Here is a 23,528-nt window from a genome sequence, read left to right on the forward strand (position 1 = left end):
ACGACCGTCGCCGTCAGCCGCTTGATGGTGTGGATCACTGGATTCCTCCTGGAGTGACCAGGAGAAGACGCGGCCCCGCCCGGGACGTCCGAGGTCCCGGGCAGGGCGCAACAGCTCGAGTGATGACCGATCTCCCTACCCAGAATGACCTGGGCCAGGTTCGGAGGGTCTGCGGCCGTGCCGCACTCTCAGCGCTGTGGCGCTCCCCTGTCGGAATATGAAGGTGTGGGTACGGCGATCAGACTACCGTTCGGTGGCCGCGAGCTGACCACACGCCCCGTCGATCTCCTGACCACGGGTGTCCCGGATCGTCACCGGCACACCGTGCGCGGCGATGGCCTCCACGAACGCCTTCTCGTCCTCCGGCCGCGAGGCCGTCCACTTCGACCCCGGCGTCGGGTTGAGCGGGATGAGGTTGACGTGCACGGGACGGCCCTTGAGCATCCGGCCGAGCCGGTCGCCGCGCCAGGCCTGGTCGTTGATGTCCCGGATGAGGGCGTACTCGATGGACAGCCGGCGCCCGGACTTGGCGCTGTACTCGAAGCCGGCGTCCAGCACCTCGCGCACCTTCCAGCGCGTGTTCACCGGCACGAGGGTGTCGCGCAGCTCGTCGTCCGGGGCGTGCAGCGAGATGGCGAGGCGGCACTTGAAGCCCTCGTCGGCGAACCGGTGGATGGCCGGGACGAGCCCGACCGTCGAGACGGTGATGCCGCGCTGCGAGAGCCCCAGCCCGTCGGGCTCGGGGTCGGTGAGCCGCCGGATGGACCCGATGACCCGGTTGTAGTTGGCGAGCGGCTCGCCCATGCCCATGAAGACGATGTTGCTGAGCCGCGCGGGACCGCCGGGCACCTCGCCGTCCCTGAGGGCGCGCATCCCGTCCACGATCTGGTGCACGATCTCGGCGGTGGACAGGTTCCGGTCGAGACCCGCCTGCCCCGTCGCGCAGAACGGGCAGTTCATCCCGCATCCGGCCTGCGAGCTGATGCACATGGTCACCCGGTCCGGGTAGCGCATCAGCACGGACTCGACGAGCGTCCCGTCGAACAGCCGCCACAGGGTCTTGCGCGTGGTGCCCTGGTCGGTCGACAGGTGCCGCACGACGGTCATCAGCTCGGGCAGCAGCGCTTCCCGCAGCCGCTCGCGGGACCCGGCCGGGATGTCGGTCCACTGCTCCGGATCGTGCGCGTACCGCGCGAAGTAGTGCTGCGAGAGCTGCTTGGCGCGAAACGGCTTCTCCCCGGCAGCAGCGACGGCCTCCTTGCGCTCGGCAGGAGTGAGATCGGCGAGATGCCGCGGCGGCTTCTTGGCTCCGCGCGGGGCTACGAAAGTGAGTTCTCCGGGCTTAGGCATGGCTGTACCAGTGTCGCAGATCAAATCGGGTGACCCGCGGCATCGGGCGCCCCGGCCTATCCGCCCGCGTGCTCCAGCCGCTCCTTCAGCAGCCGCTCATTGCGCGGCAGCTCCTTGCGGACCTGGGGACGGACGACGAGCGGGACCAGGGCCTTTCCGACGCCGTGGCCCTCGAAGTCGACGGCGATCGTGACGTGGGAGCGGCGGCCCTCGTCGAACGGCTCGACCTCGCCGTGCACCCGGGCGCGGACCGGGCCGTCGACCCCGCGCATGCCCCAGCTGTGCGGCGGGTCGTACTCGGTGACCTCCATGGTCATCGGCATGACACGACGGCCGACGTGCCGGGTGACGCGGACCCGGGTGCCGACGCCGACGGGCCCTTCGTCGAGGCGCTCCGCGGACACGGCGCTCAGCTGCCACTCCGGCATCTTCTCGGTGTTCGTGACGTAGTCGTAGACGTCCTCGGGACGGCAGTCGACGTCGACGGTTTCCTTGATGGCGGACACGATGGCCTCCTCGGGGAGGGATATCTGCATCGTCCCACCCGGGGCCCTCGGCGGCACCCGCGGAAACGGCGGCGAGCCCCCGCCCGGGACCGGGCAGGAGCTCGCCTCACGTGTACCGGTCGGCTCAGCCGGAGCCGACGAAGAGGACCAGCAGCAGCCAGACGACCGGAGCCGTCGGCAGCAGCGAGTCGAGCCGGTCCATGATGCCGCCGTGCCCCGGCAGCAGCGTGCCCATGTCCTTGATGCCGAGGTCCCGCTTGATCATGGACTCGCCGAGGTCGCCGAGCGTGGCGCTGACCGCGACCGCGAGGCCCAGGACCAGGCCCTGCCACCAGGCGCCGTCGTCGATGAGGAACTGCATGCACAGCGCGCCCACGGCCATGGCGAAGGAGACCGCCCCGAGCAGGCCCTCACGGGTCTTGCCGGGGCTGATGCGCGGCGCGAGCTTCGTCCGGCCGAAGCGCCAGCCGACGGCGTAGGCGCCGGTGTCGCTGACGACGGTGAGCAGCAGGAAGGTGAGCACCCGCTGCGGGCCGTCGTCCGCGGTCAGCATCATCGCGACGAACGTCGCCAGGAACGGCACGTAGAACGCCGCGAAGACGCCGGCCGTGACGTCCCTGAGGTAGTTCTCAGGCGGTTCCGTCATGCGCCAGACGAGGACGGCCAGCGCCGTGAGCGCCATCGCGACCCACGCGCCCTCGGCGCCCCGGACGTACCCGGCGACGACCATCGCGGCACCGCCGAGCGCGAGCGGCACGAGCGGTGCCCGGATGCCCTTGCGTTCGTCGAGCCGCTTGGTCAGCTCCCACAGGCCCACCACCACGGCGACCGCGACGACCCCGACGAACACGGCCTTGACGATGAACAGCGAGGCGACGATCACCGCGCCGAGCCCGACGCCGACCCCTATCGCGGCACTGAGGTCGCGACCCGCGCTCTTCTTCGGCTTGGGTGCCGGCTGCGAGGCGTCGGGCATGGGCTCCGGGTTCGTCTCGTTCCGGACCGGGGGGCCGCTCGGCGAAGCGGCCCCCCGGTCGTCGTCCTGGTTTCCGCCGTGTGCGGCTACGTCGGGCACGATGGGCATGGGGCGAGTGTGAGGCGCTTCTCGCGCATCGTATGCGGGACCCGCCGGGGCCGCCCCCCGGACGTGTCCGTGGCCCTGCCCCTGCACGGTCCCGTGGCCATGACCGTGCACAGGCCCCGGGCCATGACCCTGCGCGGGTCCGTGGCCGAGCCCTTGATCGGTGGGCCCCCAGTACCCGGCCTGTGGCGGCGCCCCCCAGGAAGAGTCGTTCATCAGACTTCGAGAAGCTCCGCTTCCTTGTGCTTCAGGAGCTCGTCCACCTGCGCGACGTACTTCGCGGTGGTGTCGTCGAGCTCCTTCTCCGCACGGCGGCCCTCGTCCTCGCCGACCTCGCCGTCCTTGATCAGCTTGTCGATGGCTTCCTTGGCCTTGCGGCGCACGGAGCGGATCGAGATCTTCGCGTCCTCGCCCTTGCCCTTGGCGACCTTGATGTACTCGCGGCGGCGCTCCTCGGTCAGCTCGGGGAACACCACCCGGATGATGTTGCCGTCGTTGCTGGGGTTGACGCCCAGGTCGGAGTCGCGGATGGCCTGCTCGATGTTGCGCAGCGCGCTCTTGTCGAACGGCGTCACCACGGCCATGCGCGGCTCGGGCACGGAGAACGAGGCCAGCTGGTTGATCGGCGTCGGCGCGCCGTAGTAGTCGGCCACGATCTTGTTGAACATCGCCGGGTGCGCACGGCCGGTGCGGATCGCGGCGAAGTCCTCCTTGGCGACCACGACGGCCTTCTCCATCTTCTCCTCGGCCTCGAGGAGGGTCTCTTCGATCACCACTTGCTCCTGCGTGTCTTGAGTAGGCCCGGCTGCGGTTCCATGTGGGGCGGCGGCCGGCTGCGTCGCGTCTTCTTCCTGCACGGTTCCCGACCGGCAGGACATTGTCCATCCCCCGGCCCGGCTCCGTCCCGTCCGTCCCCCGGACGGGGTTGGTGCGGTGCCTCAGTCCCGGCTGCCGGGTTCCCCCACCAGCGTGCCGATCTTCTCACCCTTGACGGCGCGCGCGATGTTGCCCTCCGCGAGCAGCTCGAAGACCACGATCGGGAGCTTGTTGTCGCGGCACAGCGTCACGGCCGTGGCGTCGGCGACCTTCAGGTCGCGGGTGATGACCTCGCCGTAGCCGAGGTGGTCGAACTTCACGGCGTCCGGGTTGGTCTTCGGGTCGGAGTCGTAGACCCCGTCCACACCGTTCTTGCCCATCAGCAGCGCCTCGGCGTCGATCTCCAGGGCACGCTGGGCGGCGGTGGTGTCGGTGGAGAAGTACGGCATGCCCATACCGGCGCCGAAGATCACCACACGGCCCTTCTCCAGGTGCCGTACGGCACGCAGCGGGATGTAGGGCTCGGCGACCTGGCCCATGGTGATGGCGGTCTGCACGCGGCAGTCCACGCCGACCTTCTCCAGGAAGTCCTGCAGGGCGAGGCAGTTCATGACCGTGCCGAGCATGCCCATGTAGTCGGAGCGGGCCCGGTCCATGCCGCGCTGCTGGAGTTCGGCGCCGCGGAAGAAGTTGCCGCCGCCGATGACCACCGCGATCTGCGCTCCGTCGCGCACGACGGCCGCGATCTCGCGGGCGATCTTGTGCACCACGTCGGGGTCGACGCCCAGGCCCCCACCGCCGGAGAAGGCCTCTCCGGACAGCTTCAGCAGAAACCGGCCGCGTACTTTGCCGTCGTCGCTCTTCTGGGCCTTGGTGGTCATGGGGGATCCCGCCTCTTTCACGTGGTGCACATGCGAGGAAGGCCATTGCCGGTGGGGCGTGTTTCGCATCCCATACGGCAATGGCCTCCTCGTCAGATCTGCTGTCGTCCGTCACCCCTGTGACGGCGTACGCGGACGACTGCTGTCGACCCTATCGGGGTCGCGCGTCGATCGCGGTACGGACTCAGATGCCGACCTTGATGCGCGTGAAGCGCTTCAGGGTGACACCGGCCTCGTCCAGAACCTTCTGGACGGACTTCTTGTTGTCGAGCGCGTACGGCTGGCCGAGCAGCGTGGCGTCCTTGAAGAAGCCGTTGAGGCGACCCTCGACGATCTTCGGCAGGGCGGCCTCGGGCTTGCCCTCGGCGCGGGTGGTCTCCTCGGCGACGCGGCGCTCGGACTCGACGACCTCGGCCGGCACGTCCTCCTTGGAGAGGTACTTCGGCGCGAAGGCGGCGATGTGCTGGGCGACGCCCTTGGCGATCTCCGCGTTCGGCTTGTCCAGCTCGACGAGGACACCGATCTGCGGGGGCAGGTCGGGCATCGTGCGGTGCATGTACGCGGTGACGTAGCCGTCGGCGAACTGCGCGAAGCGGTCCAGGACGATCTTCTCGCCCAGGTTGGCGTTGGCCTCGTCCACGAACGCCTGGACGGTCTTGCCGGCCTCGATCTCGGAGGCGAGCAGGGCCTCCAGGTCGGCCGGGGAGGTCTTGGCGACGTGCTCGGCGATGGCGGTGGCCACGGCCTGGAACTTCTCGCCCTTGGCGACGAAGTCCGTCTCGCACTTCAGCTCGACGAGGACGCCGGAGGAGTTGTCGTCGGCGATGATCGAGACCACGGCGCCGTTCTCGGCGGAGCGGCCCTCGCGCTTGGCGACGCCCTTCTGGCCCTTGATGCGGAGCGCCTCGACAGCCTTCTCGACGTTGCCGTCGGCCTCGTCCAGCGCCTTCTTGCAGTCCATCATGCCGGCGCCCGTGAGCTCGCGGAGCTTCTTGACGTCGGCGGCGGTGTAGTTCGCCATGAGTCTGTGAATCTTTCTCGAAGTCTGGAAGATCGAAGATCTGCGGGATGCACCCCCATGGAGCCCGGGGGTGCTGTCCTTCCGCTGACCTACGGGTGAACGGCGGGAGCGGACTTCATCGCGCCGAAGGCGCCTGGTGATGGAGTGCCGCTCCCGCCGTCAACGCGGACTGACGGGTCAGGCCTGCTCGGCCTCGGCCGGCTTCTCGCCCTCGGCCGGCTGCTCGGCCTCGGCGGCCGGGGCAGCCTCGGCGGCCGGAGCGGCCTCGGCGGCGGGGGCGGCCTCGTCGGCCTTCTTCTCGCCCTCGAGCAGGTCGCGCTCCCACTCGGCCAGCGGCTCGCCGGCGGCCTTCTCGCCCTTGCCCTCGGTGGCGACACCGCTGCGGGCGATGAGGCCCTCGGCGACGGCGTCGGCGATGACGCGGGTGAGCAGGGTGACGGAGCGGATCGCGTCGTCGTTGCCCGGGATCTTGTAGTCGACCTCGTCGGGGTCGCAGTTGGTGTCGAGGATCGCGACGACCGGGATGTTCAGCTTCCGGGCCTCACCAACGGCGATGTGCTCCTTCTTGGTGTCCACGATCCAGACGGCGCTGGGCACCTTCTGCATCTCGCGGATACCGCCGAGGGTCTTCTCCAGCTTGGCCTTCTCGCGGGAGAGGACCAGCAGCTCCTTCTTGGTGAGGCCGGACGCGGCCACATCCTCGAAGTCGATCTGCTCGAGCTCCTTCAGGCGCTGCAGGCGCTTGTAGACGGTCGAGAAGTTGGTGAGCATGCCGCCCAGCCAGCGCTGGTTGACGTAGGGCATGCCGACGCGGGTGGCCTGCTCGGCGATGGCCTCCTGCGCCTGCTTCTTGGTGCCGACGAACATGACCGTGCCGCCGTGGGCGACGGTCTCCTTGACGAACTCGTAGGCGCGGTCGATGTACGACAGCGACTGGAGCAGGTCGATGATGTAGATGCCGTTGCGCTCCGTGAAGATGAAGCGCTTCATCTTCGGGTTCCAACGACGGGTCTGGTGACCGAAGTGGACGCCGCTCTCCAGCAGCTCCCGCATCGTGACGACGGCCATGGCCGTATCTCCTTGAATGTTCTCGGTTGTGCCGCGGATGCCGGACGGCTTCCGCGCCTGACGCCCGCTGCGCGCCGTGCCACGAGGGACCGAGGGGCGCAGATACGGCCCGTTGCCGGACGTCGTATCGGGGCGTGCGAAGTCGACCCGGTGGCCCGGGTCGCCACCAGAAGTGTACGGGACCGGCGAGGCCCCGGGTGACGCCGTTGTCCACAACCGGGTGCCGGTCCACAGGCCCGGGCGGTGAGTGCGGCTTTCCGGAAGGCTTCGGGCCATGCGAGCGAAGCGATGTGTGCGCGTGACCACGCGTCTGGTCCTGCTGCCGACCCTCACGGCGGCCGTCCTGCTGGCACCCCCGCCACCCCTGTTCGCCGCGGGCCCGCGGCCGGCCGCCGGGCCGCCGTCCGCGGACGTCATGGCCGCTGACGTCACGGCCGCTGACGTCACGGCCGCGGCAGTCGCTGTGGCGGCCGGGGAGGGCACCGGGGCGGCCGCGGACGACACGGGGCCGGGCGCGGGCGGCACGGGGCCGGGCGCGGGCGGCACCGTGCCGGCGGTGGGGCGTGCCTGGCCGGTCGGCCTGCGCCCCCCGGTGCTGCGCGGCTGGGAACCGCCGGCGACGGTCTACGGGCCGGGCCACCGGGGCGTGGACCTGGCGGCGGCGCCCGGGGCACCGGTGCGGGCGGTGGCGGCCGGGCGGGTGACCTTCGCGGGCCGGGTGGCGGGCAAGGGGGTGGTCTCGGTGGAGCTCACCGGGACCGGCGATCCCCCGCTGCGCACGACGTACGAGCCGGTCACGGCGTCCGTCGAGGAAGGCGACCAGGTGGCTCCGGGCCAGGTGATCGGCACGGTGGACGCGAGGGGCTCGCACTGCGCGGCCACGTGCGTGCACTGGGGCCTGCGCAGGGACGGGACGTACCTGAACCCGCTGACGCTCCTGCCTCCGTGGCTGCTGCGCGGCGGACCGTCCAGGCTGCTCCCGGTACCGGCGTGACGACGAGCCCCCGCGGGACCCGGCTCGGACCGGGACCGGCAGAAACGGTCCGGGCCCCGCGCACCCCGGCCCGGACGACCTCAGCCCCGCACGCCCCGCAGAACCATGGACACGGCGGCTTCCGTGATCGCCCCGGGCTCCTCCGCCGCTCCGAGCTCGGTCCTCCGGACCGCCGCGTCCACCACTCCCTGCACCAGCATCGCCGCGAGCCGCGGCTGCTCGTGCCCCATCTCGGCCAGCGCCTCGACGATCATCGCGACCAGCCCGCCGTGCGCCGCCCGGATCTTCTCCCGGGCCCCCGCGTCGAGCTCGCTCGCCGAGATCGCGACCACGGCGCGGTGCCGCCGGTCCCCGACCAGCTCCAGCTGCTGCCGCACGTACGCCTCGACCTTGGCCTCAGCCGTCTCCGCCCGCTCCATGGCGGCCGACACCTCCGCCGCCCACAGCGGGAAGTCGACCTCGCACAGCTCCTCGACCACGGCCGCCCGTGACCGGAAGTACTCGTAGACGCTCGACCGCGCGAGGCCCGTCCGCTCGGCGAGGGCCGGGAAGGTCAGCGCCTCCGTACCACCCTCGGACAACAAGGAACGAGCCGCGTCCAGCAGGGCGGCTCGCTGCATCGACCGGTGCTCGGCCACGGAGGCCGCTCGAATCCTTGGCACGTCAACCACTCTACGGACGCGCCGGGCCCGGCGGGAGTGGCTCCTGCCCGCCCGGCCCCGACCGACCTGGTCAGCGGCCGAAACCGGCCAGTTTGGCTCGCAGCTGGAGCACGGACTTGGTGTGGATCTGGCTGACCCGGCTCTCGGTCACGCCCAGCACGTTGCCGATCTCGGCCAGGGTCAGGCCCTCGTAGTAGTAGAGCGTGACCACGGTCTTCTCCCGCTCGGGCAGCGTGTTGATCGCCCGCGCCAGGAACCTCCGCAGCTCACGGTCCTCGGCGACCTCCACGGGGTTGTCGGCGGCGGTGTCCTCCAGCGTGTCCATGACGCTCAGGCCGTCGTCGGCCCCGCCGTGCAGCAGTTCCTCCAGCGCCACCACGTTGGCCAGCGACAGCTGGCTGAACACGGCGTGCAGGTCCTCCACCGCGATGCCCATCTCGGCCGCGACCTCGCCCTCGGTCGGCGTCCTGCGCAGCCGCGCCTCCAGCGTGGCGTAGGCCCGCTCGACGTTGCGCGCCTTCTGCCGCACCGAGCGGGGGATCCAGTCCAGCGCCCGCAACTCGTCGATCATCGCGCCGCGGATGCGCGTGATCGCGTACGTCTCGAACTTGATCTCCCGGTCGAGGTCGAACTTCTCGATCGCGTCGATCAGCCCGAACACTCCCGAGGAGACGAAGTCCGCCTGCTCGACGTTGGACGGCAGGCCCACGCTGACCCGGCCCGCGACGTACTTCACGAGCGGCGAGTAGTGCAGGATCAGCTGCTCCCGCAGCCGCTCGTCCCCCGTCGCCTTGTACGACCGCCACAGCTCGTCGAGCGTCGAGGGAGCGGGCGGCCGCACGCTGCCACCGTCACGGGCGGCTGGGGGGATCGCCGCCCGGTCGGACCCGGAGGTGTGCTGGGGCATTCGTCGCCTTGTGCCGTTCTGCTGCGGAGTGGTGCTGCCGAGGTGAGCTGTCTGTCTGATGTCGCGTTGCCTGTCCGTGTCGGGATCCTCGTGAGCGTAGCGTGACTGCGGCGTCGCGGTGCGCGAAGGAGGGAGGTCGAGGGGGGCGCAGATACGTTCCGGAAGGCGCTCCGCCAGGCCCTAACGGTCGCCCGGCCTGATCACCCGAGAGGCCCAACTGGGCGCATTTCCAAGGGGTGTAGGGGTTCCCCCGGACGGCCGAACCCGGGCGGTCAGCCAGGCCCCGGATCACCGCGCACCGACATCACCGCCTGGCGTGTCAACTTCCAGCCGTCGCCGTGTCGTTCGACGTAACCGAGTGCTCGGAGTTCGTACAGTCTCGCGATCGCGTCGTCCCGCGCGGTCTGCGCGCGGCGCGCGATCTCGTCCGGTGGGGCGGCCCCGCGCCCCGGCAGCGCGGCGAGCACCTGCCGGGTGGCGGGCTCCAGCAGGTCCCGGGGCAGCACGGGGCCGCGCCGGTCCGGCGCCAGCTGCCCGATGGCTCCGACCAGCTCCACGACGTCCGCGGCGTCGGTGACCAGGGTGGCCTCGCCGCGCAGCAGCTCGTGCACTCCGGCGGACAGGGCGCTGGTGGCGGGCCCCGGGACGCCCATGGTGTGCCGCCCGAGCCGCTGGGCGGCCCGGGCCGTGACGAGGGAACCGCTGCGGTGGGCGGCCTCGACGACCACGGTGCCGCGGGTGAGGGCCGCGATCACGCGGTTGCGCAGGATGAACCGGCTGGGGGTCGGATGCTCACCGGGCGGCAGCTCGCCCACGACCAGGCCCTGTTCGGCGATCCTGCCGATCAGCTGCGTGTGTCCGCGCGGGTAGGGACGGTCGACCCCGCAGGCGAGGACGGCGATCGTGGCGCCGCCCGCGCCGAGCGCTCCGCGGTGGGCGGCGCCGTCGATGCCGTAGGCGCCGCCGGAGACCACGACCCAGCCCTGTTCGGCGAGGCCGGCGGCGAGGCCGGCCGCCATGTGCGCCCCGTACTCGGTGCAGGCGCGGGCGCCGACGACGGCCACGGACCTCAGCGCCCACATCCGCAGGGCGGCCCCGCCCCGCACCCAGAGTCCGAGGGGCCGGGCGTCCCCGAGGTCGTCGAGCTGGGCCGGCCACTCGGTGCCGCCGGGGCGCACGAACCGCACCCCGGCGTCGCGGGCGGCGGCGAGGTCCTGGCCCGGCCGCGCGACCGCGGCCCGGGCGAGGAGCCCGGCCCACCGCTTCCCGCTGACGCCCGGCAGGGCCGTCCCGCCCTTCCGGAGCCGCCGCGCCACCTCCCGGACCCCGAACTCCCGCACCCAGCGCCCTCCGGCCTCGTCGCCGGGCTCGATGACCCGGGTGAGGAAGACGCGGGCGAGCAGGTCGTCGTCCGGTGCGTCGACGGCGCTCATGTCAGCGCCCCGATGGCCATGGGCACGCCCCGGGGCACTCCGGTGCGCAGTTGCAGCGCCAGGGCGACGTCCGTGGCGTCGGGGCGGTCGTGGCCCACCAGGTCGGCGACGGTCCAGGCCACCCGGAGGACCCGGTCGAGGCCGCGGGCGGTCAGGACGCCCCGCTCCAGGTTCCGCTCGGCCTCGTCCATCGCACCGGGCAGGGCGTACCAGCGGCTGCGCAGCTCCCGTCCGGGCACGTCGCTGTTGGTGCGCCAGGGGGTTCCGGCCAGGCGCTGCGCCGCGCGCTCCCTGGCGGCCCGGACCCGGTCGGCGACCGTCGCGGTGGTCTCGCCGCGGGCGCCGCGCGCGGTCAATTCCGTGCGCGTGACGCGGTCCACCTCGACGCGCAGGTCGACCCGGTCGAGGAGGGGGCCGGACAGCCTGGCCTGGTAGCGGCGGATCGCCGAGGGCGGGCAGTCGCACAGGTCGTCGCGCTGCGAGAAGCGGCCGCACGGGCAGGGGTTGGCCGCCAGCACCATGAGGAACTTCGCCGGGAAGCGCACCACGCCGGCGCTGCGGGCGATCACGACGTGCCCGGCCTCCAGCGGCTGGCGCAGCGCGTCCAGCGCCCGGCTGCTGAATTCGGGCGTCTCGTCCAGAAACAGCACGCCTCGGTGGGACAGCGACACCGCGCCGGGCCGTGCGACGGCCGGGCCGCCGCCGACGAGGGCCTGCATGGTGGCCGAGTGGTGCGGGGCGCAGTAGGGGGCGACGTCGATCAGCGGCTTGCCCGGCGGCAGCAGTCCCGCCACCGAGTGGACCGCCGTGACCTCCAGCGACTCCTGGCGGCCGAGCCGGGGCAGGATGGCCGGCAGCCGCTCGGCGAGCATCGTCTTGCCGGCCCCCGGTGGCCCCTCCAGGAAGAGGTGATGCCCACCGGCCGCGGCCACCTCCACCGCCGTGCGCGCCGAGGTCTGGCCGACGACGTCCGCGAGATCCTGCCCGTGGTCGTGCTGGGCGGCGCCTGCGCTGTGCATGCCGGTGGCCGCGCCCGTGCCCGGCACCCGCAGACCGGCGAGGAGCGGGTCCGGGCGTCCCCGCTCGTCGGGTTCCTCTTCGGGTACGGGTTCGTCGGCCAGGACGGCGATCAGCTGACGCAGGCTGCGGACACCCAGCACGGACACTCCGGGCACGAGCGAGGCCTCGGCGGCGGCGCACTCCGGCACCACCACCTGCTCGTACCCGGCGTCCGCCGCCGCCAGCACCGCCGGCAGCACCCCCCGGACCGGCCGCACCCTGCCGTCCAGTCCCAGTTCGCCGATCATCACGATGTCGGCCAGGACCCGGGGATCGATGCGCTCCGCCGCGCCCAGGACCGCCGCCGCGACGGCCAGGTCGAAGCCGCTGCCGGACTTCGGCACCGAGGCGGGGCTCAGTCCCACCGTGAGCTTCTTCTGCGGCCAGGCCGCTCCCGAGTTGACGACCGCGGCGCGCACCCGGTCCCGGCTCTCCGTGAGGCTCTTGTCGGGCAGCCCCACCAGCGTGAACGCCGCCACTCCCGGTTCGAGGTCGGCCTGGACCTCGACGACCACGCCCTCCACGCCCACCAGAGCCACCGAACACGTACGGGCGAACGCCATCAGGCCACCCCCCGCACGTGTTCGACCACGGCCGCGCCGCGGGACGGCAGCAGCACCCCGACCACGTCGATGCGCACTCCGCCGGGCGGCGCGCCTCCGTGGGTCTGGATCCAGCGCTCGGCGAGGTCCCGCAGCCGTGCCGCCTTCCGCGGGGTGACGGCTGCCATCGGATGCTCGAAGGGACCTTCCCTGCGGGTCTTGACCTCGCAGACGACCAGGACGTCCCCGTCCCTGGCCACGATGTCGATCTCCCCGGCACGGCCGGAGCGCCAGTTGCGCTCCAGGACCGTCAGGCCGCTCTCCGTCAGCCGCCGGGCCGCCAGGGTCTCTCCGTACCTGCCCATCGCACCGCGTGCGTTCATGTCGGCACCACCTCCGGTGCCAACGATCACGCAGCCGCCACCACGAAGTGGATCTTGGTGGACGGCTCAGCGGTTGTGGACAACCCCGTCACCCGCGGGGGTGAACCTCACCCGGCCTCACCCGCTCGGCAGCTCCAGGTCGCTCTTGTTCAGCTCCTCGATGTTCACGTCCTTGAACGTCAGCACCCGGACCTGTTTCACGAAGCGCGCCGGCCGGTACATGTCCCACACCCAGGCGTCCGCCATGGACACCTCGAAGAACACCTCGCCCTGAACCGAGTGCACCTGCATCTCGTAGTCGTTGGTGAGGTAGAAGCGCCGCTCGGTCTCGATCACGTATTTGAACAGACCGACGACATCGCGGTACTCCCGGTAGAGCTTCAGCTCCATCTCGGTCTCGTACTTCTCGAGGTCCTCGGCGCTCATGGCATGTTCCCCTTCAGCCGTGCGATCCCCCCATTGTGCGCCAGTACCGTGAGCCCCTAGACGATTTCCGTGTCGAGGAGCACAGGCCTGGCCGGGGGACCCTCGTCGAGCAGCGTGCGCAGCAGCCCGGCGAGTCTGGTCGGATACACCGTCTCATGTGCCCGGCTCAGTTCCGGACACGTCCACCAGCGCGCTCCGGCGACACTGCGCCGTTCCAGTTCGGTCAGCCCTGCGGCGGCGATCTCCGTGCGTTCCGTCCGGGCGAGGTAGTACCACTCGTCCTGGTCCCAGCGGCGGCCCGCGAACGGGAAGGAGCACGTCCGCCGCCACAGCACCGGCCCCAGCTCGACCTCGGTGATGCCCGTCTCCTCGGCCAGTTCCCGCAAGGCGGCCTGTTCACGGGTCTCGTCGCCCTCGACGCCGCCGCCGGGGGTGAACCACCAGTCGTCGGCCGGATCGTCCGGCTCGTGCCCGTGCAGCAGCAGGATGCGGTCCCGCGGGTCGAGCAGGACCACCCGGGCGACCTTGCGCAGCCCGCCCGCGTAGGTGTCCTGGCCCACGGGCACGGCGTCAGCGGACACCCGCGGGCTCCGTGCCGGCCCGGCGGGCCCGGGCCGCGCCGGTCCGCTTGGCGATGGGCCCGTACGCGCCACCGCCCAGGACGAGCACGGCGCCGGCGATCACGAGCAGGGTGATCGTGCGCAGCGGGCCCGGCGAGGAGAGGGCGCCGAGCGGTGCGAAGCCGGTGGGGCGCTCCAGCATGCCCTTCATGGGCCAGACGACGGCGTCCACGCGCGCGTCCACGGCGGAGCGGGCCACCGTGCCGCCGGCGGCGTCGGTGAGGTGGGCGGTGGAGTCCACGGAATTGCCGCGCTCGTCGCCGAGCAGGAAGAGACGGCCCTCGGGGACGGTCACGGTGGGGAAGTTGTTCGTCCCGGCGGGCGTGTCCGCGGGCAGGTACGTCTCGTCGATCTCCTTGCCGTTGACGCGCAGCCTGCCGTCCTGGCAGCAGGAGACGGTGTCGCCGCCGACGGCGACCACGCGCTTGACCATGGGTGCGTTGGCCCAGGTGGCGTCCTTGAAGACGACGACGTCACCGCGGCGGACCGCGTCGCCGTCGATCCGCTGCGCGAGGATGCGGTCGCCGGCGTCGATCGTCGGCGTCATCGAGCTGGTCGGCACGGTGTACGGCCGGTAGACCACCGCGCCCCAGGCGAACCCGCCGAGGAAAAGCACCAGGCCCAGTGCGACGGCCAGCCCGGACAACCGCTGTCCGGTCCGGCTGCCCACCGGGCCCGTGCCCGCGCCGCTGCCGCGCGGGGCCGTGTGCGTCATGCTCTCGCCACCCATGGGTCCGCACCCTACCCGGGGGTACGGGCCGGGGTCAGCAGACGGGTGGAATCAGCGCTTCCCTGCCCGGGCGGGCTACGGCTTGCGGCGCCGCCACCACACCACGGGCACCATCGCGGCCAGCGCCAGCCCTTGCGGCGCCATCGGGAGGGGGGAGACGGCCGGCTGGGCGTTCAGACCGGGCTGGCCGAAGGTGTCGGGCACCGGCAGGGTGTCCCAGCGGTTGACCGGCCAGGCGACGACGATGGCCCGGCCGACGACGTCCTTCACCGGCACCATGCCGTGGTTCTTGTCCGACTGGTTGTAGCGGGAGTCCCGGGAGTTCTGCCGGTGGTCGCCCATGACCCAGATGTAGCCCGCGGGGACCCTGACCTTGAACTGGCCGCCCTGGTCGTCGACGCTGCACGGCGTGTTGCCGGGGTAGACGTACGACGCCTCGTTCAGGGCCTTGCCGTTCACCGTCAGCGGGCCGGTGTTCTTGCACTCGATCGTGTCGCCGCCGACGCCGATGACGCGCTTGATGAGGTCCTTCTCCTCCACCGACGGCATGAGGCCGATCCAGCTGAGGAACGTCTGCAGGGCGTTCGGGTCCGTGGTCGGCTCGCCCGCCAGCCAGTTGTCCGGGTCGTGGAAGACGACGACCTCGCCGCGCTCGGGCTCGGAGCCGAACCAGGGGGTGAGCTTGTCGACGAGCACGCGGTCGCCCTGCTGGAGGGTGTTCTGCATCGAGTCGGAGGGGATGGAGAACGCCTGCACCAGGAACGTCTTGATCAGCAGCGCCAGCACCAGCGCGATACCGATCAGGATGGGCAGCTCCTTCCAGAAGGAGCGCGGTTTCTTCGGTGTCCGGGCGGTACCGCCCGGCTCCTGGCCCTCGGCCGTGCTGTGCTCGTCCGTCACCCTGTCGCCCTCGGCTGTCCCGGAGTCACTCCCGGAGGTCACGGCGCTGTCCGCGGCCGGGACGGCGGATTCCGCGGGGCGTCCGCGGTCCTCCTCGCCGTCGTGTCCGGACCGTGCGCCAACCGCCACATCCCCCACGCCAACTCCTCACTCTGTGCCGCCGCCTGCCCCACACACGACGCAGGCCCACCACTCCCATAACGAGCGGGAGTTCCGCAGGGGTCGGGAGCTGGATCGTCTCGTTCGAATCGTCGGAGGCAACCCTATGCGACAGCCGGGGAGCGGCGGTCGACCCGGTGCCCGAGTCGGACACCGAGGCGTAGGTGTTCGGCTCCTCCAGGGTGGTCCAGTGGCCCAGCGGCCAGGCGATGACCATGGCGCGGCCCACGACCTCGTCCTCGGAGACGGTGCCGCCGTAGTCGGTGTCCTGGTGGGCGCGGGAGTCGGCGGAGTTGTTGCGGTGGTCGCCCATCACCCACAGGCGCCCCTCGGGGACGGTGATGTCGAACGGCGTGTCCGACGGCGCGGCGCCCGGGTACAGGTAGTCCTCGTTCAGCGGGACGTCGTTGACGGTCACGCGTCCTTGCGCGTCGCAGCACTTGACGCGGTCGCCGCCGACGCCGACGACCCGCTTGATGAGGTCCTTCTCGTTCTCCGACGGCAGCAGACCGATGAAGGTGAGCCCCTCCTTGATCTGCTTGATGACGACCGGGTCGTCCTTCTTGGCCGTGGGCTGCTCGTCCTGAAGCCAGCCGCCGGGGTCCTTGAACACGACGACGTCCCCGCGCTTCGGTTCCGAGCCGAACCACGGGGTGAGCTTGTCGACCAGGACACGGTCGCCGATCCGGATCGTCTGCTCCATGGAGCCCGACGGGATCACGAAGGCCTGCACGAGGAAGGTCTTCAGCACCAGGGCTATGAGGACCGCGACGCCGACGAGAAGGGGTATCTCCTTGACGGCACCGCGCCTGCGACGCCGCTTGACCTTCTTCTGCAGTTTGCGCCGCTCGGCGCGGGAGCGGCCGGTGGACGGGCCGGAGGCGCGCCGGGCGCCGGTGGGCAGCAGGTTGTCCGCGGGGCTCGCGGGCACCCCGCGCGGTTTGCCGCGGTTACCCATGGGCGCCCGCCTTCGCGGCGGGGGCGGGCACGCGCGCGTAGGCGTCGGGGCGGTGCAGCCGGGTGGCGTGCGCGAAGGGCCAGACGATCCAGTCGGCGCGGCCGATGACGTCGCCGACCGGGACCATGCCGCCGCCGGGCGAGCCGAGGTGGTCGCGGGAGTCGCTGGAGTCGCCGCGGTGGTCGCCGAGGACGAAGAGCCTGGCGTCGGGCACCACGACGTCGAAGGACACCTCGGACGGGCTGTCCCCGGGGTACAGGAAGCCCGACTCGTCGACCGGCCGGCCGTTCACCCGGATCCTCCCCTCCTTGTCGCAGCAGACCACGTGGTCTCCCCCCACGCCGACAACGCGTTTGATGTAGTCCGCGTGCCCGAAGGACCCGGTCCCGTCGAACACGACGATGTCTCCCCGCTGCGGCGCGGCACCGAAACGGTACGCCAACTTATTTACGAGAACCCGGTCCCCGATCCTCAATCCCCGTTCCATGGATCCGCTCGGGATCTGGAAGGGCCGCAGCACGAAGGTGCTGAGGAACAGCAGGAACAGCAGGCAGGTCAGCAGGGTGAGGGTGATCCGGCCGCCCGGCAGCCAGGAGCCGGCCCGCGACAGCAACGCGGAACGCGACCGTTCCTCCGGCCCCGCGGAGTCCGAGGGGGTGTCCCCGGAGCCGGAAGGGCGGGAGGAGCGGTCGCGCTCCGTGTGCTGTGCTTCGGTGTCCATCGGAGCCAGATGCTATCCGGCTCCGACGTGAACCCCGGAGAGCGCTCAGTTCTCGCGCTTCTCCTTGATCTTCGCGGCCTTGCCGCGCAGCTCGCGCAGGTAGTACAGCTTGGCGCGGCGGACGTCACCCTTGGTGACGAGCTCGATCTTCTCCACGATCGGGGTGTGCACCGGGAAGGTGCGCTCGACGCCGACGGAGAAGGAGACCTTGCGGACCGTGAAGGTCTCGCGCACGCCGGAGCCCTGGCGGCGGATCACGACGCCCTTGAACTGCTGCACACGGGAGCGGTTGCCCTCGATGACGCGGACGTGCACGTTGACCGTGTCGCCCGGGCGGAAGGCGGGGACGTCGCTGCGCAGCGACGCGGAGTCGACGGTGTCGAGCAGGTGAGACATTTCGTCTGCTTTCCTCGCTGATGCCACAGGTCATCAACGGAAACTAGGTGTTTCGGGATCAGGTGTGTGCGGGTCGGGGCGGACGTCGTCTCCCCCTGTGGCAGGGGCGCACGCCGGACGGACGCACAACAGCTGGCTATTCTTCCATGCCCTCGGTCCTGCGCCAAAATCGGCCGTACGGCTCCCCCGCCGGGTCCGGGGCCCAGCCCAGGATGGAGAGCATCTCGCGGTCCTTCTTGTCGAAGGCCTTCGGGTCGCACCGCTCGATGAGGTCGGGCCGGTGGGCGGTGGTGCGCCTGAGGGCCTCGTCCCGGCGCCAGCGGGCGATCTTCCCGTGGTGCCCGCTGAGCAGCACGTCGGGGATGTCCCGGCCGCGCCACTGGGGCGGCTTGGTGTAGACGGGCCCTTCGAGCAGGTTGGCCATGGCGCCGGGCGCGAAGGAGTCGTCCCGGTGGGACTCGGCGTTGCCCAGGACGCCCGGCAGCAGCCGCGCCACGGCCTCGGTGACGACGAGCACGGCCGCCTCGCCGCCGGCCAGGACGTAGTCGCCGATGGAGACCTCGTAGACCGGCATCCGGGTGGCGTACTCGTCGACGACGCGCCGGTCGATGCCCTCGTAGCGGGCCGGGGTGAAGATCAGCCAGGGGCGTTCGGAGAGGTGGACGGCGAGTTCCTGGGTGAAGGGACGGCCGCTGGGGGTGGGCACGATGAGCGCGGGCTCGCGGGAGCCGGTCTCGTAGCCGTCGGCCAGGACGGAGTCCAGGGCGTCGCCCCAGGGCTCGGTCTTCATCACCATGCCGGGGCCGCCGCCGTAGGGGGTGTCGTCGACGGTGTTGTGGCGGTCGTAGGTCCAGGACCGCAGGTCGTGGACGTGGACGTCGAGCTGTCCTCGCGCGCGTGCCTTGCCGACGAGGGAGACGTTCAGCGGTTCCAGGTACTCGGGGAAGATCGTGACGACGTCGAGGCGCATCAGGACTCGTCCCGGCTGGAGGCGATCTCGGCGCGGTCGTCGATCAGGCCCGGCGGCGGGGTGATGACGGCCTTCTGCTCCTCCAGGTCGATCTCGGCGACGATCTCCTCCACGAAGGGGATCATCACCTCGCTGCCGTCGGGCCGTTCGACGATGAACAGGTCCTGGGTGGGCAGGTGCGAGATCTCCGTGATCCGCCCCACTTCCGTGCCGTCGGCGGTGACCACGTCGAGGTCGACGAGCTGGTGGTCGTAGTACTCGTCCTCGCCCTCGGGCAGTTCCTCCGGGTCGACCTCGGCGATCAGGAGGGTGTTGCGCAGGGCCTCGGCGCCGGTGCGGTCGCGGACGCCCTCGAAGCGCAGCAGGAGACGGCCGCTGTGGACGCGGCCCGTCTCGATGGTGAGCGGTCCCGCGGAGGGGGGATCGGTGGCGAGGACGGCCCCGGGGGCGAGCCTCAGCTCGGGCTCGTCGGTCCGTACCTCGACGGTGACCTCACCCTTGATGCCATGGGCACGGCCGATCCGTGCGACTACCAGCTGCACCTGTCCAAGTCTCCTTGTCATACGACTGCGGGCCGGGGACGGCCCTGTGGCCCTCCCCGGCCCGAGCCGGTTGCGCGATAAGCGTCAGCGGACGTGGTCCACGTCGACGAGGTCGACGCGGACGCCGCGACCGCCGATGGCGCCCACGACGGTGCGCAGGGCGCGTGCGGTGCGGCCGTTGCGGCCGATCACCTTGCCGAGGTCGTCCGGGTGGACCCGGACCTCGAGCACCCGCCCGCGACGCAGGTTGCGCGAGGCGACCTGCACATCGTCAGGGTTGTCGACGATGCCCTTCACGAGGTGCTCGAGAGCCTCCTCGAGCATGCTCAGGCCTCGGTCGAAGCGGACTCAGCGGCGGCGTCGTCCTTCTTCTCAGCCTTCTTCTTCTGGGTGATGGCCTCACCCTTGCCCTCGTCGTCGCCGCCGAGAGCCTCGAACGACGGACGCGCGGCCTTCTCGGGCTGCGTCAGGAGCGGGGCCGGAGCCGGCTCGCCCTTGAACTTCTGCCAGTCGCCGGTCTTCTTGAGGATGGCGAGCACGGGCTCGGTCGGCTGCGCGCCGACACCCAGCCAGTACGCGACACGGTCCGCGTCGACCTCGATCACCGACGGGTTGTACGTCGGGTGGTACTTGCCGATCTCCTCGATCGCACGGCCGTCACGACGGGTGCGGGAGTCGGCGACGACGATGCGGTAGTGAGGCGAACGGATCTTGCCCAGACGCTTCAGCTTGATCTTGACTGCCACGGGAGTGGGTTCTCCTGGATTTGACGTGGTTGGGCACGGCGAGAGAGCCGCGTGGGGTTGCGGTACCCGAGTGCCCGATGGACGCGTCAGCCGGAGGCGAGAGGGTTCCTGTGCGGCTGTCGAGTACAGCTAGCCATTGTGCCACACCCCGGGGGTCGCTCCGGCCAGGGGTGTGCCGCGCCCGGGCACGCCGAAGCGGCACCCGGCGTGCGGGTGAGGCACGCCGGGTGCCGGCCCGTTCCGGCGGTCCGTCTCGACCGGCAGCCACGAGATGCCGGTGCGCGACGTCAGCTCGCGACGGCTCCCACGACCTCGGGGATCCGGAACGGCTTGCCGCAGCCACCACAGACGATGGGGGCCTGGGCGAGGACCGACGGGACGACGCGGACGTTGCGCCCGCAGTCGCAGACCGCCTTGACGCGCACGCCGCCGCCCGAGGAGCCGTGCCGCGCGGCCGGGCCCCGGAAGGTACGGGAGGTGTCGGAGGAGGTCGCGGCGGTGTGGGCCTTGAGGGCGCGCTGGAGGCGCTCCATCGTCGGGCGGTAGCGGCGCTTCGCCTCGGGCGTGAGCGTGACCAGGGAGAAGCCGCTGCTGGGGTGCGGTTCCTCGGGGTGGTCAAGGCCCAGCTCCTCGGCGATCGCGAGGAATCTGCGGTTGTGGTAGCGGCCGGCACGGGACGTGTCGCGGACGCCGCGCGCGGCGGCGATGCCATGGACTGCCTCATGGAGCAGTCGCTCGAAGGAGAGCTCGTGACCGCACGCGGACGACGACTCCCCGATCAGGGACTCTGGCGCGGCAAGGTCGGGCAGCTCGGGGTGGTACCGCTGAATGTCGGCCCACGCCTGTGCCAGCTCTGCGGCGAGAACAGGTGGTGTCTGTGTCGTGCTCACGTAATGACAACGAGCCGGGGTGCCCCAGTGTTCCGATTCCGGGCCATCCCAAATAATTTGCACGTACCCGTCAGTTGCCTCTGATGCGTCCTGACGAGGGCGCGTGCGCTGATCTGTGGAGAAGCCTCACAGCTCACCACAAGGTGGTGCGTAGCCACGCGTACGCCCCGGCGCGTAGGGGATGTCCGCGCGCCGGGGAGCCAGGGGTCCGCCGGGACGCAAGAGGCGTTTCGGTCGCCTTGCGCCTCGGCCGGCCGTTGGGTGCGCGCTTCAGTAAGCGCGTGCGACGACCGCGACGTTACCGGGTGCGTCACCGTCGGCCGGCACCGACCCGTCCTCGGCGACCAGACACCGTACGGTCACCCCGTGCTCGGCGAGCGCGGCCTCGCCCGCCTCGCCGAGCACCGCCCACGGGATGCGCGCCCAGCCGCCGGCCGTGGCGGCCTCGACGGCCTCCTCGGTCGTCGTGACGTCGGCCGTGCGGGACTCGCGGCGCTCGCGGGACTGCCTCAGCAGCAGGCCCTGGTCCTCCTCCAGGACCTTGGGCAGCAGCTCCGCCAGGTCGTCCAGGGAAACCGGCTCCTTGCCTCCCGGGATGCGGCGGGCCAGCATCGCGGTGCCGTTCTCCAGGTCGCGCGGGCCGATCTCGATGCGGACGGGCACGCCCTTGAGCTCCCAGTCGACCGCGCGGCGGCCGAAGGGGGTGTCGGTGCGGTCGTCGACGTGCACGCGGACCCCGGCCGCCCGCAGCCGGTCGCCGACCTCGCGGACCTTGGCCAGAACCGGCTCGTCGCCCTTGATCGCGAGCACCACGGCCTGGATCTGCGCCAGCCGGGGCGGGACGCGCAGGCCGTCGTCGTCGCCGTGCATCATCACCAGCGCGCCGATCATGCGCGTGGTGGATCCCCAGGAGGTCTGCCAGACCAGTTCCTGCCTGCCGTCCTTCGACAGGTACTGCGTCTGGAACGCCTTGGCGAAGTTCTGGCCCAGTTCGTGGCTCGTGGCCATCTGCAGGGCCTTGCCGTCGCCCATCATGCCTTCGAGCGTGAGGGTGTTGACCGCGCCCGCGAAGCGTTCCCTGGCCGTCTTGCGGCCGGGGACGACGTCCATCGCGAGGACGTTCACCATGAAGTCCTCGTAGACCCGCCGGTGGATGTGCGCGGCGAAGTCGCGCGCCTCCTCGTACGTGGCGTGCGCGGTGTGGCCCTCCTGCCAGAGGAACTCGGTCGTGCGCAGGAAGAGACGCGGCCGCAGCTCCCAGCGCACGACGTTCGCCCACTGGTTGATGAGCAGCGGCAGATCGCGGTAGCTCTGCACCCACTTGGAGAAGTAATCGTTGATGATCATCTCGGAGGTGGGGCGGACCACCGCGGGCTCTTCGAGTTCCTTGCCGCCGCCGTGGGTGACCACGGCCAGTTCCGGCGCGAAGCCCTCGACGTGCTCGGCTTCCTTGGTGAGGTACGACTGCGGGATGAGCAGCGGGAAGTAGGCGTTCTGGGTGCCCGTGGCCTTGATGCGCGCGTCCATCTCGGACTGCATCCGCTCCCACAGCCCGTACCCGTACGGCCGGATGACCATGGTGCCGCGCACCGGCCCGTTGTCGGCGAGCTCCGCCTTGGTGATCAGGTCCTGGTACCAGCGCGGGAAATCGTCCGCGCGGGGCGTGAGTACGGGTGCCTTGGCCATGGCGCGATGGTACGGGCGGAGGTTGCCGGAATGTGAAATCTCGCCACCGGCACATGACATCTCACAAGCCCTGCCGCATTCCACTGGACGACGGGTCGAGGGGGGAGTTTCCTGGCATACGGGGGTAGTGCGAGCGCACTGTCACGGGGGCCATGGAAGCGGCAAGAGGCAACTCTCGGCGGATTGGGGCGCTTACTTATGACACCTACGCTCGTGCGGCAGCACCAGCCTCACGCGGGGGCGGCACCCCGCGTGGACCTGCGTGCACGCGCGCGTGACTGGTCCGAGATCCAGGAGCGGATGCTCGTACCGCTCTACGAGGCCGTCTACGAGCGACTGGAAGTGGGTCCTGCCACGCGGCTGCTCGGCCTCGGCTGCGGTTCCGGACTCGCCCTGCTGATGGCCGCCGCCCGGGGAGCGGCGGTCACCGGTGTCGACACATCCCCCGAAAGAGTGGCCCTCGCGCGGGAGCGGCTGCTGCCCGGGGCGTCCGGTACCGGTACACGTCCGGACACCCGGCTGGTGGACGGCTCCCCCGGGGACACGGCGCAGCCGGACGCCGCCGGCTACACCCTGGTGACGGCCTTCGAGCCGATCGGGTGCCTGGCGGGCGACTCGGAGGGACTGGGCGGACTGCTCGCGGAGGCGACACCGCTCGCCGAGCGCGGTGCCGCCGTGGTGCTGGCCGGCTGGGGTCCGCCGGAGCGGTGCGCCACCGCGTCCGTGCTGCGGGTCGCGACGAAGCTGGCGGAGCCGTTGCGCACCCCGGGCAGCTGGCGCCCGGCCCGGCGCGACGACCTGGAGGACGTGGCCCGGCGGGCCGGGCTCAAGCCGGACGGCTCGGGCCGGGTGGCCTGCCCGTTCGGCTACGCCGACGTGGACAGCGCGGTGCGCGGACTGAAGTCGACCGGGCTCTTCGACACGGCGATGCGGGCCACGGACCAGGTGCAGGTGGACAAGGAGCTGACCGAGGCCCTGCACCCGCACCAGCGCCGGGACGGCACCGTGTGGATGCCGAACGTGTTCCGCTACCTGATCGCCCGGACGCCGTGACGTACGGCGCCTGACACGACCGGAGGGC

At 71.3% G+C, this 23,528-nt stretch carries 27 protein-coding genes and 1 riboswitch; of the genes, 2 read left to right on the forward strand and 25 right to left on the reverse strand.

What is annotated here, in order from left to right; translation table 11 throughout:
* Positions 1-114: 114 nt before the first annotated feature.
* Positions 115-219, reverse strand: a riboswitch (TPP riboswitch).
* Between the two features lie 24 nt (positions 220-243).
* From rlmN to rpsB, 7 genes are all read right to left on the reverse strand, one after another.
* Positions 244-1,350 carry a 23S rRNA (adenine(2503)-C(2))-methyltransferase RlmN gene (rlmN, locus tag ACF07N_RS05870; RefSeq protein WP_392108963.1) on the reverse strand — a complete coding sequence of 369 codons (1,107 nt, stop codon included), beginning with the start codon at positions 1,348-1,350 and terminating at the stop codon, positions 244-246.
* Between the two features lie 56 nt (positions 1,351-1,406).
* Positions 1,407-1,856 carry an SRPBCC family protein gene (locus ACF07N_RS05875; protein WP_383326008.1) on the reverse strand — a complete coding sequence of 150 codons (450 nt, stop codon included), beginning with the start codon at positions 1,854-1,856 and terminating at the stop codon, positions 1,407-1,409.
* Between the two features lie 124 nt (positions 1,857-1,980).
* On the reverse strand, positions 1,981-3,153 hold the full coding sequence (locus ACF07N_RS05880) for a phosphatidate cytidylyltransferase (protein WP_392108966.1): 1,173 nt from the start codon (positions 3,151-3,153) through the stop codon (positions 1,981-1,983).
* Positions 3,153-3,710 (reverse strand): ribosome recycling factor, encoded by a 558-nt coding sequence (gene frr / locus ACF07N_RS05885; RefSeq protein WP_006136598.1) that lies wholly within the window; start codon positions 3,708-3,710, stop codon positions 3,153-3,155. The genes ACF07N_RS05880 and frr overlap by 1 nt, the downstream gene beginning before the upstream one ends.
* Positions 3,711-3,875: 165 nt before the next feature.
* Positions 3,876-4,634: a UMP kinase gene (gene pyrH / locus ACF07N_RS05890; protein WP_383325837.1), complete on the reverse strand. Its 759-nt coding sequence runs from the start codon at positions 4,632-4,634 to the stop codon at positions 3,876-3,878.
* Between the two features lie 184 nt (positions 4,635-4,818).
* Complete coding sequence (tsf, locus tag ACF07N_RS05895; RefSeq protein WP_383325834.1) at positions 4,819-5,655, reverse strand: translation elongation factor Ts; 837 nt, start codon at positions 5,653-5,655, stop codon at positions 4,819-4,821.
* A 177-nt stretch (positions 5,656-5,832) separates the two neighbouring features.
* Positions 5,833-6,723, reverse strand: a complete 891-nt coding sequence (rpsB, locus tag ACF07N_RS05900; protein ID WP_392108971.1) for a 30S ribosomal protein S2 — start codon at positions 6,721-6,723, stop codon at positions 5,833-5,835.
* Between the two features lie 298 nt (positions 6,724-7,021).
* Here rpsB and ACF07N_RS05905 point away from each other — a divergent pair, with 298 nt between their 5' ends.
* Positions 7,022-7,717 carry a murein hydrolase activator EnvC family protein gene (locus ACF07N_RS05905; RefSeq protein ID WP_392108974.1) on the forward strand — a complete coding sequence of 232 codons (696 nt, stop codon included), beginning with the start codon at positions 7,022-7,024 and terminating at the stop codon, positions 7,715-7,717.
* Positions 7,718-7,797: 80 nt separating this feature from the next.
* Here the strand turns inward: ACF07N_RS05905 and ACF07N_RS05910 are convergent, their stop codons facing one another.
* The 18 genes from ACF07N_RS05910 to proS form a co-directional block, all read right to left on the reverse strand.
* Positions 7,798-8,355, reverse strand: coding sequence for a TetR/AcrR family transcriptional regulator (locus ACF07N_RS05910; RefSeq protein ID WP_392111043.1), 558 nt, complete (start codon positions 8,353-8,355; stop codon positions 7,798-7,800).
* 94 nt (positions 8,356-8,449) lie between these two features.
* Positions 8,450-9,286 (reverse strand): RNA polymerase sigma factor WhiG, encoded by an 837-nt coding sequence (whiG, locus tag ACF07N_RS05915; protein ID WP_383325825.1) that lies wholly within the window; start codon positions 9,284-9,286, stop codon positions 8,450-8,452.
* Positions 9,287-9,558: 272 nt separating this feature from the next.
* Positions 9,559-10,719: a DNA-processing protein DprA gene (dprA, locus tag ACF07N_RS05920; RefSeq protein WP_392108977.1), complete on the reverse strand. Its 1,161-nt coding sequence runs from the start codon at positions 10,717-10,719 to the stop codon at positions 9,559-9,561.
* Positions 10,716-12,341 (reverse strand): YifB family Mg chelatase-like AAA ATPase, encoded by a 1,626-nt coding sequence (locus tag ACF07N_RS05925; RefSeq protein WP_392108980.1) that lies wholly within the window; start codon positions 12,339-12,341, stop codon positions 10,716-10,718. The genes dprA and ACF07N_RS05925 overlap by 4 nt, the downstream gene beginning before the upstream one ends.
* Positions 12,341-12,733 carry a YraN family protein gene (locus ACF07N_RS05930; RefSeq protein ID WP_392108983.1) on the reverse strand — a complete coding sequence of 131 codons (393 nt, stop codon included), beginning with the start codon at positions 12,731-12,733 and terminating at the stop codon, positions 12,341-12,343. The genes ACF07N_RS05925 and ACF07N_RS05930 overlap by 1 nt, the downstream gene beginning before the upstream one ends.
* Before the next feature lie 87 nt (positions 12,734-12,820).
* On the reverse strand, positions 12,821-13,129 hold the full coding sequence (locus tag ACF07N_RS05935; protein ID WP_003993268.1) for a DUF2469 domain-containing protein: 309 nt from the start codon (positions 13,127-13,129) through the stop codon (positions 12,821-12,823).
* A 56-nt stretch (positions 13,130-13,185) separates the two neighbouring features.
* Positions 13,186-13,710, reverse strand: a complete 525-nt coding sequence (locus ACF07N_RS05940; protein ID WP_392108987.1) for an NUDIX hydrolase — start codon at positions 13,708-13,710, stop codon at positions 13,186-13,188.
* Positions 13,700-14,479, reverse strand: a complete 780-nt coding sequence (lepB, locus tag ACF07N_RS05945) for a signal peptidase I (protein ID WP_392108990.1) — start codon at positions 14,477-14,479, stop codon at positions 13,700-13,702. Before lepB (ACF07N_RS05945) ends, ACF07N_RS05940 begins: the two co-directional genes overlap by 11 nt.
* A 75-nt stretch (positions 14,480-14,554) precedes the next feature.
* Complete coding sequence (gene lepB, locus ACF07N_RS05950) at positions 14,555-15,517, reverse strand: signal peptidase I (protein ID WP_392108993.1); 963 nt, start codon at positions 15,515-15,517, stop codon at positions 14,555-14,557.
* Positions 15,405-16,496: a signal peptidase I gene (gene lepB, locus ACF07N_RS05955; protein ID WP_392108995.1), complete on the reverse strand. Its 1,092-nt coding sequence runs from the start codon at positions 16,494-16,496 to the stop codon at positions 15,405-15,407. Before lepB (ACF07N_RS05955) ends, lepB (ACF07N_RS05950) begins: the two co-directional genes overlap by 113 nt.
* A complete protein-coding gene (gene lepB / locus ACF07N_RS05960) occupies positions 16,489-17,217 on the reverse strand; it encodes a signal peptidase I (protein ID WP_392108998.1) in 729 nt (242 codons plus the stop codon). Before lepB (ACF07N_RS05960) ends, lepB (ACF07N_RS05955) begins: the two co-directional genes overlap by 8 nt.
* Before the next feature lie 45 nt (positions 17,218-17,262).
* Positions 17,263-17,613 carry a 50S ribosomal protein L19 gene (rplS, locus tag ACF07N_RS05965; RefSeq protein WP_030852073.1) on the reverse strand — a complete coding sequence of 117 codons (351 nt, stop codon included), beginning with the start codon at positions 17,611-17,613 and terminating at the stop codon, positions 17,263-17,265.
* A 136-nt stretch (positions 17,614-17,749) separates the two neighbouring features.
* Positions 17,750-18,583 carry a tRNA (guanosine(37)-N1)-methyltransferase TrmD gene (gene trmD / locus ACF07N_RS05970; protein ID WP_392109001.1) on the reverse strand — a complete coding sequence of 278 codons (834 nt, stop codon included), beginning with the start codon at positions 18,581-18,583 and terminating at the stop codon, positions 17,750-17,752.
* Positions 18,583-19,125: a ribosome maturation factor RimM gene (gene rimM / locus ACF07N_RS05975; protein ID WP_383325793.1), complete on the reverse strand. Its 543-nt coding sequence runs from the start codon at positions 19,123-19,125 to the stop codon at positions 18,583-18,585. The genes trmD and rimM overlap by 1 nt, the downstream gene beginning before the upstream one ends.
* A gap of 84 nt (positions 19,126-19,209) precedes the next feature.
* Entirely contained in the window at positions 19,210-19,449 is a 240-nt protein-coding gene (locus ACF07N_RS05980; protein WP_003973401.1) for an RNA-binding protein, read from the reverse strand.
* Positions 19,450-19,451: 2 nt separating this feature from the next.
* Positions 19,452-19,871: a 30S ribosomal protein S16 gene (rpsP, locus tag ACF07N_RS05985; RefSeq protein WP_365094391.1), complete on the reverse strand. Its 420-nt coding sequence runs from the start codon at positions 19,869-19,871 to the stop codon at positions 19,452-19,454.
* 287 nt (positions 19,872-20,158) lie between these two features.
* Positions 20,159-20,761, reverse strand: a complete 603-nt coding sequence (locus tag ACF07N_RS05990) for a hypothetical protein (RefSeq protein WP_094055768.1) — start codon at positions 20,759-20,761, stop codon at positions 20,159-20,161.
* 270 nt (positions 20,762-21,031) lie between these two features.
* Positions 21,032-22,447, reverse strand: coding sequence for a proline--tRNA ligase (proS, locus tag ACF07N_RS05995; protein ID WP_392109006.1), 1,416 nt, complete (start codon positions 22,445-22,447; stop codon positions 21,032-21,034).
* A gap of 198 nt (positions 22,448-22,645) precedes the next feature.
* Here proS and ACF07N_RS06000 point away from each other — a divergent pair, with 198 nt between their 5' ends.
* On the forward strand, positions 22,646-23,500 hold the full coding sequence (locus tag ACF07N_RS06000; protein WP_392109009.1) for a methyltransferase domain-containing protein: 855 nt from the start codon (positions 22,646-22,648) through the stop codon (positions 23,498-23,500).
* Positions 23,501-23,528 lie beyond the last annotated feature (28 nt).

It is taken from the genome of Streptomyces sp. NPDC015242 (assembly GCF_043079125.1).
GTDB lineage: Bacteria > Actinomycetota > Actinomycetes > Streptomycetales > Streptomycetaceae > Streptomyces.